Source organism: Sandaracinaceae bacterium (genome assembly GCA_016706685.1).
Lineage (GTDB): Bacteria > Myxococcota_A > Polyangia > Polyangiales > Houyiibacteriaceae > JADJJE01.
The window spans coordinates 12891-28934 of the sequence record JADJJE010000040.1 but is presented as its reverse complement, the minus strand read 5'-3'; the positions used below and the strand labels follow the sequence as shown (position 1 = coordinate 28934).

Genomic DNA, 16044 nt, shown 5'->3' with positions numbered 1-16044 from the left:
CTCAGCGCAGGCGCAGGCAGAGCGCGTCGCCGCCGTTGGTCAGCACCACCGCGAGGTCGTGCGAGACGCCGGCCGGCGCGGAGAAACCGTTGCCCCCATCGAGGCGGCCGAGCTCTTGGCCGCTCTGCATGGCCAGCGCTACGAACGAGCCCTGGCTGTCGCCCACCAGCACCAACCCCTGAGGGGTGAGCACGGGGGCGGTGACCGCGCCGCGCTCGGACGCACGCGACCAGATGACCGCGCGCGAGTCGGGCTCCATGAGCTCGAGGCCACGGTCCGCGCTGGCCACCAGCAGCCGCCCCGCGCTCGCGACCATGGACGTGATGGTGAGCTGCTCGGGCTCACGCCAGAGCACGCTGCCGTTGCTGAGAGCGAGCGCGTAGAGCCCGGCGTGGAAGGACGCGATGTAGATGGTCTCGCCGATGACGACCGGCGTGGTGTCCACGTCCGTGAAGACGGGCGCCCCACCCTCGGTGGCCTCGATGTCCACATCGGTGGCGCGCTCCCAGAGCACGCTGCCGTCGGTCATGTCCAGGGCAGCCACGGTGCCGTCGCTGAAGCCCGCCAGCAGCCGCCGCCCCACGATGGTGAGCCCCGCGTGCCCCGCGATGTGGAACTCGCCCGCCGGCTCGCGGCGATACGTCCAGAGAGACTCGCCGTCCTCGCGGGAGAGCGCCACCACCACGTCGTCCTCGGTGACGATGTAGACGGCGTCACGAGTCAGCAAGGGCTGCGTGCGCACGATGCCGGGAGCACGACCGCGCCAGATGGGCTCTGCGTCCGCGCCGCGCAGCGCGTGCACGCGGCCATCGGCGCCCGCCACGAAGACCTGATCGCGTTCGAGATCCACGGCGGGGGCGCTCTCGATGGGGGCGCCCAGGTTGTAGCGGAACAGCACGCGACCGTTGGCGTCGAACGCGCGGAAGCGGCCATCCGAGGCGCCGAGATAGATGCGGCCGCGACCCGGGTCGAAGCCCGGCGAGGCCAGCTCCACCGGGATGTAGCGGCTGTTGCTCTGGTCGATGAGCGACACCTGCCACTGCACGCGCATGGCGCCCGTGCCCTCTTCGCCGCGGTCCGGGATGGCGGAGCCCGCGCCAAGCCACGAGTAGGAGGTGGGCGTGGCGCCGACGCTCCCGCAGGCCATCAGGCCCACGGCCAACGGCCAGAGTGTGACGAGGAAGAGCCACGTGCACGCCTCGGGACGCTGCACGGGGCGTGGTTCAGTGGCGCGGGGCACGCTCAGCGCGCTCCCTGCTGCCTCAAGAGTTGCTCCAGAAGCTCGGGAGGCAGCGAGTCGAGGCCGGCCGGCGCGGCGGTGCGCTGCACCAGGGAGGCGTCCAGCGACATGAGGGTGAGCTCAGCCTGGTCCCGCACGTAGGTGAGGTCCGGGGCGTCTTCGGCGCGCAGCGCCTCGATCAGGGCCTGGAGGCGCTCGATGGCGGTCTCGCGCTCACCCTTGGCGAGCAGGATGCGCGCCTGGTGGAAGGCGGCCGACTGCTCGTAGACACCGCCGAGACCGTCCAGACGCTCGTACTGCGTGGCTGCGTCGTCCCAGTGCTCCTCGCCTTCGTGGCTGAACGCCACGCCCTCGATGGCCGCCGCACGCAGCGTCAGGTCGCCTCCCTCGGCGCCCTCGATCGCGGCCTCGAACAGCGCGCGAGCGTCGGCGAACTCGCCGGCATCCAGCTTGACGCGACCGAGCGACAGGCGCGCCCAAGCGGCTGCCGAGCTGTCCGGCTGCTCGCTGACCACTCGCTCGTACGCCGTCACCAGGGCAGCATCGCGCGCGGCTTCGTCGGCGTAGCGCTGTTCACCGGGGCGGAGGACTTCGCCCTCTTCGGCCTCACCGGTGGGCGACGCGGCCACCACGAGCGCCGAGCTCATGAGCTCACCCGATGCCCGCGCCGAGGTGCCGCTGAAGTACTGGACCCCCAGCACCACGGCCGCGACGAGCGCTGCGCCGCCGAGGACCTTGACGATGGTGGCCTGGTGGTCGTGGACCCAGGAGGTAGCCGCGACTGCGCGCGCCTGGACCTCGTCCTCCACCACTTCTTCGGGCTCGGCCGCTTCCTCGACCGGCTTGCGCGCCGCCGCCTTGGCCGACTTCTGCGTGGCCTTCGCCGCCTTGGCCGCCGCCAAGCGTTCGCCTGCGGTCAGCGCCTTGCGCGCCTCGGGGGCCAGCTTGGCTGGGGTGGCGGGGGACGCGGTGGCCTCACTGGGCGAAGGGCCGCTGTCGGTCGGCTCTGCTGCGTCGAGGTCGTTGTCTTGGTCGTTCTCGCTGGCCACGTCTGCGCTCCGGTACGGGCGGGCATGAGTCCAGAGGGACCCCCGCGCCCGAGAATGGTCGCGGCACTATACACAAGGGGGGGTGGGGGGCAAGGAGCACCTCTCGCGTAGGCGCCGCACCGCTACGCTCGCAAACGTCGACGCCGTCGCTCGCGGCGTGGGCCCATGAGCTCAGGGGCGGCGGAGCAGCGTGACCTCGATGGGCGAAAAATACGAAGTCGACGCGGGCGAGACGACCCAGGTCCCGGAGGGGGAGACGGCACCACCGAGATGTCCCAGCCGTTCCCGGGCAGCGCGGCCAGCGTCGCGCTCGCGTCCCCTACATTGAGTGGAGTCGGGCCGACCGCGGCGATCACGCGAGCATCCGTCTCGTCGGTCCACGCGACCAGCAGGCTGTCGCCATAGGGGACAACGGATTGCTGCCGCGTGTTCGGGGTGGTGTGACCGACCACTATCGGAGTCTGGGCCAGCGGCGAATCAAGAGGAATGCGGCGGACGAGCACGGCGCGCGGTGCGGTTGACTCTCGGTAAGTCAGCGCGAACTCGGTGTCGCTGATGGCGGTGACGGCAGGCGAGCTGCCCGTACCAAAGTCGGCCGTTGGGCCACGCGGGCTCGTGGACCGGAACGTTCGCCCAAACACGTGGCCCTCGTTTCCATCGAGGCTCCCCCACCACGCCACGAACCAATTTTCTCCTGAGGACGCGACCACCCCGGGGGGGCTGTACTGCCCGGCCTCCCCCGCAATGAAGCTTCCCGACGCGGGTGCCCCCGTCGCGCTGAACCGTTGCGCCCAGAGGGTGGAGCTGTAGGTCCAGACGAGGACGAACCCGGACCCGAGCGCTGCGACAGCGGGATACCCGCCGTACGTGATTATGGATCGCTCGGGACCCACGGCTCCGTTTGGAGCGACGATATGAAACCCGATGCGCCGGTTGAACGCGTCGTCGATCGCGAACGCGACCACCCAGCCCCCTCCGCGGAGCCCCGCGACCGAGGGAGACAAGCCGCGCGGACCCGCAGCGCGGATGGGAAAAGGCAGCCCGTCGGGAGCGCCGAACGCGTCGAACGCCTGCGCGTACACCGGGTCGTTCTGCGAACCCGGGTCGTCGCGCAGCCAGACGATGAGCGCTCGGCCCGCTCCATCGACTCCGACCGAGGGCGCATACGCAGCGAGTCGACCTGCCTCCGGGATGACGAAGGCCTGATCGCGGCAGCTCGTGTCGCAGAGGTCGCCGGCGTCCGCGTTCCGGTCGTCGCAGAGCTCCCGCGCGGGGGTCGGGCCGTCTTCGAGAAAACCATCCTGACAACGCCGCGTGACGCACGCGGCGTCGACGCAGATCTCCGTTCCCGCGCTCAGGCACGTCGTGCCATCGGGGAAGGGTCGCTCCATGCAGGTGTCGGAGGGCAGGTCACAATAGCCCTCGAAGCAAGGCCCCGAAGCAGGACATGTCACCCCGAGGCAGATGCAGTCGTTACTCCGGTCCGCGTCGCAAGTACCGCAACGGTCGACGGTTGCGGCGCCGCCCCACGTGCCGGAGCAGTCCTGCACGCAGTCGTTGAAGACGTTGGAATCGCAGGTGCCGCACATGTCCGCCTGGGCGGTCCCTCCCCAGGTGCTCGCGCAATCCTGGCTGCAGTCGTTGCCCGCGTCCGCGTCACACACACCGCACATGTCCAGGCGGTCGGGCCCGCCCCACACGCCCGAGCAATCGATGGCGCAGTCGTTGGACGGGTCGGCGTCGCACACCCCGCACTCATCCATATCGGCGGCACCACCAGGCACCAGGAAGCAGTCGCAGTCGTTCGCGGGGTTGTCGTCGCACACCTCGCACAGGTCCACGGTGGCCGCGCCTCCCCACGCGCCGGCGCAGTCTTCTACGCAGTCGTTGCCTGGAGCAGCGTCGCAGGTTCCACACATGTCGACTGTCGCGAGACCTCCGGGGGTTCCGGCGCAATCGCAGTCGTTGCTCGGGTTCGCGTCGCACGTCCCGCAGGCGTCACGCGTGGCGTCTCCGCCCGGGGTTCCCGCACAATCGAGGACACAGTCGTTGGTGGGGACCGCGTCGCACACGCCACACGGGTCACGCATGTGGCCCGGCGTGTCGCACTCGCAGCCGCCGTCAACGCACGACGCGCCGGCGCCGCAAGCGTTGTCGCAACCGCCACAGTGGTTGTCGTCGCGCGTCAGATCCACGCAGGTGCTCCCGCATTGCAGACGAGAGTCGGGGCAGCCGACCTCGCAACCCGTCTGGGTTTCGCACGTCGCGACGGTCAGCGCCGAACATGGAGTCGCCGTCCCGAGGCAGGAGTTGTAGTCGAAGATGCTCGTGTTGGTGGACGACCAGCGGCACGCTTCGAGCGCCTGGCAACTGGATGGGCTGGTCCGACTGCATCCGCCGCTGATTTGAGTGCAGCGCTCTCGGTAGGAATCCCACGAGCATCCGCTCTCGCACTGGTACGACTCGAACCCGATGCACGCCAGCTCCCGAAACTCGCAGCGTCCGTAGTTGCACCCGAGCACACCGTTGCACGCTGTGCGGTTGTCGTCGTACGTCGAACACGCGCTCGTCGTACCTTGGCAGACGAGCGGCGTGGGCTGATAGGGCGGGGGAGCGGGGGGGCCCGAGTCCACGCCTCGGCCAAGGTCGGAGGTGGTCATGACGCCTGCGTCCGCGTCGGGCGCTGTGTTGACCTCCCCGCTGCCGCTGCAGCCGGCGACTGCCGACACTATCCACAGCACCATCCCGCGCTGCGCCATCAACCGTCCCTCTCTCGCGCTCATCGCGGAGCAATAACAGACCGCCCCTCCCATGTCAGGTCCCCAATGCAGGACATGCGTGGGGCGGACCGCCAAGGAGCCGCCGGGCGGTCGCGTGGTCCGCCGCCCACACCACCCGAAACGCGAGGAGGCGCCCGGGAATCCCGGACGCCTCCTCCGCTCGTCAGCGGTGGGCTGACGCGTGGGACTACCAGTCGCCGCCGCGGCCGCCGCCGCCATCGCGACCACCACGGCCACCGCCGCCGCCGCCGCCGCCCGGACGACCACCGCGACCGCCACCACGGCCCGCCCGGTCGTCGCGATAGCCGCCACCACCGCCGCCGCCCTCGCGACCGCCGCCACCACCGTAGCCGCCGCCACCGCCGCCGCCGCCACCACCGCCGCCGCCGCCACCACCACCACCGTAGCCGCCGCCGCCACCACCACCGCTACGACGGGGGCCGCCAGCACCGCCACCGCCGCCGCCACCACCACCCTGACGCTCCTGGGCGATGTCCACGCGGATCTTGCGACCGTCGAGCGACGCACCGTCCATCTGATCGCGGGCGCTGCTGGCCAGCTCGGGGGTCGCGAAGGTCACGAATCCAAAGCCGCGTGAGCGACCGGTCTCTCGGTCCTGCACAACCTTAGCGTCCGTCACTTCACCAAAGGGCTCGAATGCAGACCGCAGGGTCTCATCCGTGGTGCCCCATGCGAGGCCGCCGCAGAACAACTTGCTACTCATCTCACGTATCTCACATTCCGTGGGCGAACCCACCACTCTCACGAATGACATGCGCACTTGGGTGTGCTACGGACCCGCGCTCAATTCGGGCCCGCAGCGAAGACGCTAGCAGCGGTCGAGTTTCGTTTCCAGCACCCTTTAAAGAATTTGCGGGGGGGTCCCAGGCCTCCCCCACGCACCAGGCAAGCACGATTGGCGCGTTGTGCCGGGCTCTCCACGGACCTACCCTCACCGCCAGATGCCGCCCACGCGTGCCCCGCAATTGCCGCCCCGCTCCGGCGCCGTCCACTACTGGCGGCTCCCTCGTCGGGACTGGGAGCCCGCCCTGCGGGGTCTGGTGAACCTTGGATTCGCGGCGGTGGAGACGTACGTCCCGTGGTCGGTGCACGAGGTCGAGGCCGGGCGGTACGACTTCGGCGAGCTGGACCGCCGCAAGGACGTGGGGGCCTTCCTGGACCTCGCGCACACGCTGGGACTGCGCGCCATCGTGCGGCCCGGCCCGCACATCAACGCCGAGCTCACGCACTTCGGCATTCCGGAGCGGGTGCTGCTGGACCCGCAGTGCCAGGCGCGCTCGCCGCGCGGCAACCCGGTCATGCTGTACTTCCCGCCGCGCATGTTCCCGGTGCCCTCGTACGCCAGCGAGGCCTATCTCGCCGAAGTGGGGCGCTGGTTCGACGCGGTCACCGCTCAGCTGGCACCACGGATCCGCCCGCACGGCCCGGTGGAGTGGGTGCAGATCGACAACGAGGCGGGCTACTACTTCCGCAACGGGCCCTATGGCCAAGACTTCCATCCGGACGCGCGCGCGGGGTTCCGCGCCTTCGTGCAGGCCCGCCACGGCACGCTTCCGGCCGCCGCACAGGCACACGGTCGCGCCTACGGCGGCATCATGGACATCCACCCGCCCGAGCGCTTCGAGCCGAGTGAAGCGCTGGGCCTGCACCTGGACTGGGCGGCCTTCCAGGAGCATTTGCTCACGCGCAGCCTGGTGACCATGCGGGACCGTCTGTGCACGCCCGACCTCGGCCGCGTGAAGACCTTCCACAACATCTCGCTGGGTGAGGCGGGCCTGCCCATGAGCCTGCCCGCGTTGGCGCAAGAGCTGGATGTGGTGGGGCTCGATTACTACCACCGCGCCGAGGAGTTCGAGACCATCCGGAGGCGCACGCTGTATCTGGCGGGGACCACGCCGGGAGCCTACGCGCCGGAGCTGGGCGCGGGCGGTCCGCCCTGGTTCCCACCCATGCGCGCAGACGAGTCGCTGTTCTGTGCGCTGGTGGCCTGTGCGCATGGGCTGCGCTCGTTCAACGCGTACATGGCGGTGGACCGCGACCGCTGGTACGGCGCGCCGCTGGACGAGCGCGGGCAACGCCGGCCTGGCGCGGACGAGTGGGAGCGCCTCCTGCGTGCGCTCGACGAGGTGGAGTTCGAGGCCATGCAGCGGCCCGCACGTGTGGGCATCGTGTGGCCGCGCAGCTACCTGCGGCTGTCGCGCGCCACGCACGTCTATGGGCCCTTCTCGCCTTCCATCATGGAGGTGGTCTCGGGCAGCCCGGTGCACGGGTGTCGGCAAGACGCGCTGGGTCACGCCGACGTGGTGCAGGTGGCCTGGTGGGAGCGCTGTGAGGCCGTGGCCGCGGCGCTCACGCGGCTGCGCGTGCCGTTCGTGTACGTGGACGGCGACGCTCCCGACGCCGCGTGGGAGTCGCTCGGCCTGGTGATCGCGCCCACGTACGACTTCTTCGACCGGCCGCTCGCGGTGCGGCTCGCGGCGTGTGCGGTGGGCGGCGCGCGGGTGGTGTGTGGGCCACGGCGTCCCCGGCGCGACGAGCACGGTCGGGAGCACGCGTTCGACGAGCTGGCGCAGGCGCGCCTCGAGCTGCTGCGTGACCCCGACGAGACGCTGGCCACGCACGCCACCGAGCTGCAGCTCGCGCGCGAGCCGGATCTCGGCGAGGGGCTGTGCGTCACCGCGCACGTGCACCCGCGCGGGCACCGCGTGCTGTTCATCGTGAACCCCGGCAGCGAGCCACGGCGCGCCACGCTCCCGGCCGAGATTCGGGCCTCCGCGCGGGACCTCTTGCTGCCCCCGAGTCAACGGGGGCCGCTGGGCGACTCGCTGCTGGTGGCGCGCCAATCGGTGCGCATGCTGCTCGTTCCCGCGGATCCCGCCAACGGGGCCACGCCATGATCTTCCGCGACGACATCCGCTTCGAGGGCTTCGACGCCGCTCAGTGGGCCTCGCTCCTCGACCTGCTGCGGCCCGACACGCGCGGGCGGCAGGGCACGCTGCTCATCGCCGTGGACGAAGCGCGGCGCGTGCTGAACGCAGTGGTGCTTGGCCGAGGGCCCGTCACGCTCGAGTCCCCGTTGTCCGCCGGCGTGGACCTGCGTGGGCTGTGCCGAGAGCACGGTGTGGCCCGCGCCATCCTCACCGTGGAAGGGGCCTTCGAAGAGATTGCCGAGCGGCTGGCGCTGGGCTGGCTGGCCGCGTCGCGCGAAGCCCACGCGCTGCACGCAGACCCCGGCGCGAGCCACGCGTGGAACCACGACCTGATGCAGTTCCTGGCGCTGCTGCGCGCCGTACGCGAGGTGGAGGCCGCTGGCTGGCTGTCCACGTGGCCCCCGCTGCCCGGAGCCCCGCTGCCCACCAGCAGCACGGTGCGCCGCGCGTTCGATCTGCTGCTCCCGGTGGGGCACTCGTTCGCGCTGGTGCTCTACGACGACAACGAGGTGGCAACGGGTGTGGCGCTCAGCCGGCGGCGCGACGGCATCGACCAAGTGGTGGGCCCCGAGCGGTTGCTGGCGTGGGCGGGTCCGCTCAGCGGCGACTACCACCGCGACCACCGCGCGCTCGCGCACGGCATCGGCACGCACCTCGCCCCGCTGCACCTGGGTGTCTACGGGCAACGTCGAACGCTCGAGCGTCTGCTGCGGGTGCCGGACCCGGGGGCCTGGGTGACCGCCGTGGCAGCGCGGGAGATCCTGGTGCACCCCACCCCCACCTACGTGGCGGTCGCGCTGGGCGCCGACGCGCTGCGCTCGTTCACGCGCGCCACCAGCGAGCTGCTGGGCGGGACCGAGCTGCTCACGCTCTTCCGCCCGCTCGGCCAAGCGCTGCGCGAGCGCATTCCAGAGGCGACCAGCCTGAGTGAGACGCTAGGCTGGAACCCATTGGCCACGCTGGCCCGCGCGCTGCGCCCGAGCTCGGCGGGACAGCGCGAAGAACCGAAGGGTGGCTCCTCGAGAGGCACGCCGCAGGGCAGCGAGAGTCCGTAGAAGCCCTCGCGGCGCGCCTACCTCGGAAGAAGGCGACACCGCGCGCAGTTGTGGGCGAGGTGCCGGCGCGCGTACTCTCGGGCATGCGCGCGCTCTGGCTCAGCTTCGTCCTCGGCACCTTCCTCCTCGTCGCGAGCTGCGCAGACGACGGGTCCTCATCGCAGCCAACCGTGCTGTTCGCGCTGCCGAGCGAGGACGAGCCGACCTACGGCGAGCTGCCGTTCCCCGGTGATCCGTGGCTCGATGCGAGCGGTCACATCGGCGCGCTGCCGGGCATCGAGGCGGTGACTCCCACGGGCGCTGCCGGCGTGCGTCCGCTGCTGGCCACGCTCGACGGCTTCTCCACCCGCCCGGCCGTGGAGGTCTTCGTGTCGGCGCCCATCGACCCCGCGTCGCTGCCCGCCGAGACGAGCGCGACTGGCACCGCCGTGTACGTGGTGGACGACAGCGGTGCGGCGTGGCCTTTCGACTGGCGCTGGGACGAGAGCCGCCTGCGCGTGGTCGGGTCGCCGCGGCCGGGCCACCCGCTCCCGCCTGGAGGTCGCTTTGCTGTGGTGGTGACCGATGCGCTCCGCGCGCTGGATGGCCCCTTCCGACGAGCGGCTGGCTTCGAGCGGCTGCTGGACGTGCGGCTCACAGGCGTCCCCGATCGCTTCCGCACCACGCGTGAGGCGGCCGACGCCGTGGTGAGTGCGGGGCTTCCGCGCCGCGAGCTGCTGGCCGTCATGGCGTTCCGCGTGGCTCACCACCGCGACGCGTTGCTGAGCGCGCGCACGCAGCTGGAGGCGTTGCCTGCCCCCAGCCTCACGTTCGACGACCCTTCCGTGGTGTTCGTGGGAGCCGCCGCGCTCGACGACGTGCTGGGGACGCCCACGCTGGATGCTGGTGGCGTGGACGAGGTCGCGGGCTGGGACAACCCCACGGGCATGGCGCACGCGAGCATCGCCGTGATGGCGACGGGAACGCTGACCACCACGCTCTTCCGGCGCGCAGACCTGCCCGGGCCAGCAGCGAATGGCCCCGAGAGCGGCACCTTCGAGCTGGACGACGCCGGAGAGCCCGTGGTGCAAGCTACGGCGCACACCATCCCCGTCACCATCGCGCTGCCGTCCGCGCCTGCGCCAGCCAGCGGATACCCCGTGATGCTCTACGGCCACGGCCTCGGCGCGTCACGCATGCAGATGACCATGATGATGGAGACGGCCGCCCGCGCGGGCTACGCCACCATCGCCATCGACGCGTCGAGCCACGGCAGCCGCTACGACCCGGTGGATGAGGAGCGCGACCTCGCCGAGGTGGTGAGCGGCTTCTCGGGCACGGTGGCCGGGGCCGACGGCTTCGGCGACGTGGAGGGCCTGCAGACCACCTTCCGGCTCTTCCACACCTTCACCAACATCCTGGCGATGCGACGAGATCGCGCAGACGGTGATCGACTGGGGCGAGGTGGTGCGCATGATCCGCGACCCCGCGCTGGACCTGACCCCGCTGCTGGGGGGCGGCATGGGGCCCGCGCCCGCGCTCGACCCGGACCGCATCGTCTACTTCGGCGAGTCCTTCGGCGGCGTCATCGGCGGGGTGCTGGCCGGCGTGGAACCCCACCTGCGCGCCATCGTGCTGTGCGGGCCGGGAGGCGGCATCCTCGACTTGGCGGGCGCTCACGGGCCAACGCTCGCCGGGTTCCTGTCGTTCGCGCTGACCACCATCTACCGCGCGCGCGGGACGTTCGACCGGTTCCACCCGGTGGTGGCGCTGGGGAACGCCATGCTGGACGGCGGCGACCCGATCAACTTCGCACCGCTCGCCTTCGACCGCGCTGGTCTCGGAGCGCTCGAGGGCACGCCGCGCGACGTGGTCATCCTCGAGTCCGTGGGGGACGAGGTGCTCGCCAACGCCGGGACCGAGGGGCTGGCCGTGTCGTTCGGACTCGGGCAGCTGGGCCCACGCTACGCGCCCATCATGGACCTGCCGCTGGTGGCAGGGCCTGCTTTTCGGCCAACGTGCGCGGGCGCACCGGCTGTTGCTCGCGTTCGCCCCGGCGACCCACGGTGAGGTCTGAGCAAGACCAACGTAACCCGCATCGTTGGAGCCCGCGGGCACGTATGGACCACCTTCGTCCGTCTGCCCGAGCCCATCGCCATCACCAACCCCGTCCCGGAGGTGCGCGTGTTCCTGGAAGACCTGCTGCGGCAGGCCCTGGACGATGATCCGCTGCTGCTCGAGCACCCTGCCCCGCCCGTTCAGGACTTCGACGACGACGGGGTGCTGGACGACGTGGACCCGACGCCGCTCGGGGGCTGACCCGCTCAGCCCGAGCCTAGCGGGCCGTCGCAGCTGCCTCGCACGACCACGTGCGCAGGCTGAGCTGGCTGCCGAGGAGCTCGGCCACGACGAAGACGTCCCCGGTCCAGAGCACGCGCGCACCGGCTGGCGCTACGTCGCTGGGCAAGAAGCCCTCGAGGCGGTCACGCGGCGCGGGGATCGGGACACGGAGGCCCCCCACGTGCAGCACGGGGCCTGCTGCGCTGCAGGTGGGGGCCTGCACGGGCCCCACAGGGCTGACGCTGACACCCGGCGCGGCCAGGCTCACGGCCACGCGGCCCTCCGGGCAATCCGCGGCGAACAGCGCAGCCTCCGCGCCCGTGGCATCTGCTGCGGCCAGCACGCCCAAGGGGCGGCACTCGGCCAACGCACGCTCGGCCTGCGCGTACTGCGGCTCGGGCTGCAACAGGTAGAGCGTGGAGAGCGGCGCTCCGTCCACCAGCACGCAGAGCCCGTAGTACATCCTGCCGCCGGCCATGACGAGCCCTGGCAGCGCCCACGGACAGACCACCGGAGCGGCCAGCGAGGCGCTCGAGCGACTCTCCCCCACCGGGTCAGACAGCCGACTGTGGCGGTAGGTGGCGCAGGCGGCGCTCGCCTCGCACGCCATGGGCGCGGCGCGATGCAAGAGGCGAAAGTCCCCGAGGGGAGTCGACCACAGCGCGAGATCCTGGGCCCCCACGTTGCTCGACGCCTCCTGCTCGCTGGTGGCCCAGCGCTCGAGCTCCGTGGCGGGCCCGAACACGGGGAGCCGGCCCCCTCCGAGCACCCGCTCCACGTGCGCATGCCCGTCTGCGGTTCGCAGCCAAGCCACCGCGCTGCGTCCGATCGCGACACCGGCCACCAGCGCGCGAACACGACCGGCGACGGTGGCGACGTGCTGCGGGAGAGCCAGGCGTCCCGCCTGCCGATCGAAGCGCGTGCCGGTCACCGCGCCAGCGCTCGCCGCGACCAACAGTGGCCCCTCGCGGTCGAGGCGCAGGTCGAAGGCCTCGACGGCTTCCGCGGTGAAGGCCACGCCGCCAGCGCTCGGGGAGCTGGCGAGCGCTGCCTGGCCGGGCGCCGGCTGCGCTGCGCTCTCGTGCGTGTCTCCACCGCAGCCCAAGAGCGCGACCACGCACGCGAGGCGCACACAGCATGCGAGGCGACACAGAAGAGGGCGACCTGATATATGGGGCTTCATGACTCAGCTCGACGCCGCCGACGACCTGCTCGGCTTCATCGACCGCGCGCCTTCTCCATACCATGCCGTCCGTGAGGTCGTCGCTCGCCTCGAAGGGGCGGGCTATCGCGAGCGCGACGAGCGTGACGCGCTCGAGCTCGAGCCCAACGAGAAGTTCTACGTGGTGCGCAGCGGGACCACGCTGGCCGCATTCCACACCGGCACCGCCCAGCCGGCCGACGCCGGCTTCTCGCTGATCGGCGCGCACACGGACTCGCCCAACCTGCGCGTGAAGCCCTCACCCGACCTGCACGCGGGCGGCTGCCGACAGCTGGCCGTGGAGCCCTACGGCGGCGTGCTGTACCACACGTGGCTCGACCGCGACCTCTCGCTGGCGGGGCGCGTGGCGGTGCAGACCAACGCGGGCCTGGCGCTGCACCTGGTGGACTTCGCGCGGCCGCTGCTGCGCGTGCCCTCGCTGGCCATCCACCTCAACCGCGGCGTGAACACCGACGGGCTGGTGCTCAACGCGCAGAAGCACCTGCCGCCACTGTGGGCGCTCACCAGCACCGCCACGTCGCTGCGCGAGGCGCTGGTCACCGAGCTGAACGCGCACGGCGACTTCACCCCCGAGCAGATCGTGAGCTGGGACCTCGGCTGCTACGAGGTCACGCCGGCCACCCGCTCGGGCATCAAGCGCGAGTTCCTGAACGCCGGGCGCCTGGACAACCTGGCGTGCTGCCACGCGGCCATCGAGGCCCTGGTGCGCGGCGCGACCGACAAAGCGGCGGCCACGCGGGGCGTGATCCTGTTCGACCACGAGGAGGTCGGGAGCCGCAGCGCACAAGGCGCCGCCGGCAGCTTCTTGGGCACCCTGCTGGACCGCGTCACGGTGGCGCTGTCGGCCAAGGGCGGCTCGCGTGACAACACGGCCCGCGCGCTGCGACGGTCGTTCTTGGTGTCGGCCGACATGGCCCACGCCGCGCACCCCAACCATCTGGACAAGCACGAGCCTGCGCACCGGCCCGAGCTGGGCGGTGGCGTGGTGATCAAGACCAACGTCAACCAGAGCTACACCACCGACGCCGAGAGCGCCGCGCGCTTCATGGCCTTCTGCCGCGAAGTGGGCACGCCCGTGCAGCAGTTCGTGACGCGCTCGGACCTCGGCTGCGGGAGCACCATTGGCCCCATCACCGCGGCGCAGCTGGGCATCCCGGCCATCGACGTGGGCAACCCCATGCTCTCCATGCACAGCGCGCGCGAGATGGCCGCTGCGGACGATGTGGCCCCCCTCATTCGCGCGCTAGGGCGCTTCCTGGTGCGCTGACGCACTCGGCCCGCGCACAGGCCCGCGTCAGCCCAGGTCGAACTCTTTGCAGATCAGGATGGGCGCGCTCGGGTCCAGGTAGCGCGACCGGCGGTGGCGGTGCGTGGGGAAGCCGTGCACGCAGCGCTCCTTGTCGTCGAAGAGCGCGCAGTCTTCGCAGTTCCAGCGCAGCGCGAAGCGCTCGCGCTCCTCACGGAACGTCTCGTCCTGCGGGACCTCCACTCAGCCCATCCCGAACTTCTTGAGCTTCTTGTGCAGGCCTTCGCGGGTGATCCCCAGCGTCTTGGCCGTGGCGCTCTTGTTGTTGTCGTGCTCGTCCAGTGAGGCCCGCAGGATGGCGCGCTCCACCTCGTCCATCATGTCCTTGAGCTCACCGCCGGCGGGCAGCACGCGCAGCGTGGCGCCCTCCACCTTGCCGATGCGCGAGCTCAGGTGGCGCGGCGCCACGATGCTCTCGCCCTCGTCCATCTGGATGACCAGGCGCTGCACCTCGTTCTCCAGCTCGCGCACGTTGCCAGGCCAGTTGTAGGCGCGCAGCAGCTCCGAAGCCTCTTGCGAGAACGTGGCGGAGGACCGCCCGAATTCGCGCGCGTAGCGCTCGAGGAAGTGCGCCGCCAGCAGCAGCACGTCGTCGCCGCGCTCGCGCAGCGGGGGCAGCCGCAGCGGGAACACCTGCAGGCGGTAGTAGAGGTCTTCGCGGAAGCGCCCCTCGCGCACCTCGTTCTCGAGCGTGCGGTTGGTGGCCGCCACGATGCGCACATCCACCTTGCGGGTAGTGTTGCTGCCCACGGGCCGCACCTCGCCCTCTTGCAGCACGCGCAGCAACTTGGCCTGCAGCGAGAGTGGCATCTCGCCCACCTCGTCCAGGAAGAGCGTGCCCAGGTCGGCCAGCTCGAAGAGGCCCTTCTTGTCTTCGGTGGCCCCCGTGAACGCGCCCTTCTTGTGCCCGAAGAGCTCGCTCTCCAGCAGGTTCTCGGGCATGGCCGCGCAGTTCTGCGCCACGAACAGGCGGTCTGCGCGGTTGGACCAGTAGTGCACGGCGCTGGCCACCAGCTCCTTGCCCGTGCCGGTCTCGCCCTCGATGAGCACCGTGACGCGCGTGTCCACCACCTTGCGGAGCTGGCTGGTCAGCCTCTGAATGGCCGCGCTCTCGCCGATCATGCCCTCGAAGCGGCGCGTCTTCTCACGCGACTTCAGGTACGTGTTCTCCGTGCGCTGACGCTCCTCCGCGCGCTTCAGCTTGGCCAGCATGCGCGCGCGCACCACCCCGTGGCTGGCGCTCTGGGCGATGAGCATGAGCAGGTCGAGATCCTTCTCTTTGAAGATGCCGCTGGCCGCCCGGTTGTCCACCTGCAGCACGCCCACGATGTCCTCGCCCTGCCAGAGCGGCACGCCGATGGTGGACAGGATTTGGGCCGCCATGAGCGACACCGAAGCACCGACGTCGGTCTTGGCGTCGGCCGCCAGCACCGCCGCGCGCTCCTTGACCACCTTCTTGAACACGCTGCGGGTGACCGGGATGGGATCGAGCGTGGTGCCTCCGCGCACGCGGCTGCCCACCGCCACGTACTGCGGCGTCTTGCTGCGGCCAGCGCCCACCTCGTCCTCTTCGGCGAGGGCGATGGTCATGTGCGTGGCCCGCGAGAGGAACTGGAACACCGACTCCGCCACGGCGTCGATGACGCTCTCGAGGTCGAGCGCCCCGCTGATGCGCTTCTGCGCCTGGTAGAGCGCGCGCAGCACCTCGCGGTCGAGCGCGGCGCGCTCCTCCACGGGGCCCACGTCGCCCACCTCGCGGGTCTGGACGAACTCGGTGGCGTCCTGGTCCTCGGTGAGCTGCACGCGCACCTGCACGGCCTGCTCCCGCTCGCCAAGCAAGAGCACATCGCCCGAGCGCAGCAACATCTCACGCCCGGGCTGGTTCTCCAGCGAGAAGACCTCGTTGCCCCGCCGCAGGCCCGTGCCGTTGGTGCTGTGGTGGTCCCGCACCACGTGGCCCTCTGCGCAGAAGACCACGGACGCGTGGGTACCCGAGACATGGTGCGCCGTGAGCGGGACGTGCGAGTCGGCCGCGCGACCGATGCGCAGGACGTCGACGTCGCGCTCTACGACCAGACCGGCGTCGTCGCCGGAGATGACCTCGAGGCGCACCATGCCGCGC

Annotated in this window: 13 protein-coding genes; 4 read left to right on the top strand and 9 right to left on the bottom strand. The window is 71.2% G+C overall.

Annotated features, from left to right (window positions below; all coding sequences use genetic code 11):
• Position 1: 1 nt before the first annotated feature.
• From IPI43_29165 to IPI43_29150, 4 genes are all read right to left on the bottom strand, one after another.
• Complete coding sequence (locus IPI43_29165; GenBank protein ID MBK7778138.1) at positions 2-1213, bottom strand: PQQ-binding-like beta-propeller repeat protein; 1212 nt, start codon at positions 1211-1213, stop codon at positions 2-4.
• A gap of 29 nt (positions 1214-1242) precedes the next feature.
• Positions 1243-2289 carry a hypothetical protein gene (locus IPI43_29160; protein ID MBK7778137.1) on the bottom strand — a complete coding sequence of 349 codons (1047 nt, stop codon included), beginning with the start codon at positions 2287-2289 and terminating at the stop codon, positions 1243-1245.
• Between the two features lie 122 nt (positions 2290-2411).
• On the bottom strand, positions 2412-4484 hold the full coding sequence (locus IPI43_29155; protein ID MBK7778136.1) for a hypothetical protein: 2073 nt from the start codon (positions 4482-4484) through the stop codon (positions 2412-2414).
• 772 nt (positions 4485-5256) lie between these two features.
• Positions 5257-5793, bottom strand: a complete 537-nt coding sequence (locus IPI43_29150; protein MBK7778135.1) for an RNA-binding protein — start codon at positions 5791-5793, stop codon at positions 5257-5259.
• A 337-nt stretch (positions 5794-6130) separates the two neighbouring features.
• Between IPI43_29150 and IPI43_29145 the strand changes: the two genes are divergently transcribed.
• Together IPI43_29145 and IPI43_29140 are read left to right on the top strand one after the other, a co-directional pair.
• Positions 6131-7987, top strand: coding sequence for a beta-galactosidase (locus IPI43_29145; GenBank protein ID MBK7778134.1), 1857 nt, complete (start codon positions 6131-6133; stop codon positions 7985-7987).
• Complete coding sequence (locus IPI43_29140; protein MBK7778133.1) at positions 7984-9075, top strand: hypothetical protein; 1092 nt, start codon at positions 7984-7986, stop codon at positions 9073-9075. Before IPI43_29145 ends, IPI43_29140 begins: the two co-directional genes overlap by 4 nt.
• Positions 9076-9328: 253 nt before the next feature.
• Here IPI43_29140 and IPI43_29135 read toward each other — a convergent pair whose 3' ends face one another.
• The gene (locus IPI43_29135) at positions 9329-9499 is read right to left on the bottom strand and encodes a hypothetical protein (GenBank protein MBK7778132.1); all 171 of its coding nucleotides are present in this window, start codon (positions 9497-9499) and stop codon (positions 9329-9331) included.
• Positions 9500-10244: 745 nt separating this feature from the next.
• Positions 10245-10529 (bottom strand): hypothetical protein, encoded by a 285-nt coding sequence (locus tag IPI43_29130; protein MBK7778131.1) that lies wholly within the window; start codon positions 10527-10529, stop codon positions 10245-10247.
• Here IPI43_29130 and IPI43_29125 point away from each other — a divergent pair.
• Positions 10528-11124 (top strand): hypothetical protein, encoded by a 597-nt coding sequence (locus tag IPI43_29125; protein MBK7778130.1) that lies wholly within the window; start codon positions 10528-10530, stop codon positions 11122-11124. The two genes, IPI43_29130 and IPI43_29125, sit on opposite strands and share 2 nt — an antisense overlap.
• Before the next feature lie 265 nt (positions 11125-11389).
• On the opposite strand, the gene IPI43_29120 is transcribed toward IPI43_29125, so the two are convergent.
• Positions 11390-12511 (bottom strand): hypothetical protein, encoded by a 1122-nt coding sequence (locus IPI43_29120; GenBank protein ID MBK7778129.1) that lies wholly within the window; start codon positions 12509-12511, stop codon positions 11390-11392.
• Positions 12512-12575: 64 nt separating this feature from the next.
• Between IPI43_29120 and IPI43_29115 the strand changes: the two genes are divergently transcribed.
• Complete coding sequence (locus IPI43_29115; GenBank protein MBK7778128.1) at positions 12576-13883, top strand: M18 family aminopeptidase; 1308 nt, start codon at positions 12576-12578, stop codon at positions 13881-13883.
• 27 nt (positions 13884-13910) lie between these two features.
• Here the strand turns inward: IPI43_29115 and IPI43_29110 are convergent, their stop codons facing one another.
• A complete protein-coding gene (locus IPI43_29110) occupies positions 13911-14105 on the bottom strand; it encodes a hypothetical protein (protein ID MBK7778127.1) in 195 nt (64 codons plus the stop codon).
• A complete protein-coding gene (locus IPI43_29105; protein ID MBK7778126.1) occupies positions 14106-16037 on the bottom strand; it encodes a sigma 54-interacting transcriptional regulator in 1932 nt (643 codons plus the stop codon).
• Between the last annotated feature and the right edge of the window lie 7 nt (positions 16038-16044).

Bases quoted from the DNA above. Each gene is read 5' to 3' on its own strand.
- IPI43_29130 (MBK7778131.1), bottom strand. From the start codon at position 10,529: ATGCGCACCACCTCGCCCCAGTCGATCACCGTCTGCGCGATCTCGTCG.
- IPI43_29105 (MBK7778126.1), bottom strand. From the start codon at position 16,037: ATGGTGCGCCTCGAGGTCATCTCCGGCGACGACGCCGGTCTGGTCGTA.
- IPI43_29125 (MBK7778130.1), top strand. From the start codon at position 10,528: ATGATCCGCGACCCCGCGCTGGACCTGACCCCGCTGCTGGGGGGCGGC.
- IPI43_29150 (MBK7778135.1), bottom strand. From the start codon at position 5,793: ATGAGTAGCAAGTTGTTCTGCGGCGGCCTCGCATGGGGCACCACGGAT.
- IPI43_29140 (MBK7778133.1), top strand. From the start codon at position 7,984: ATGATCTTCCGCGACGACATCCGCTTCGAGGGCTTCGACGCCGCTCAG.
- IPI43_29115 (MBK7778128.1), top strand. From the start codon at position 12,576: ATGACTCAGCTCGACGCCGCCGACGACCTGCTCGGCTTCATCGACCGC.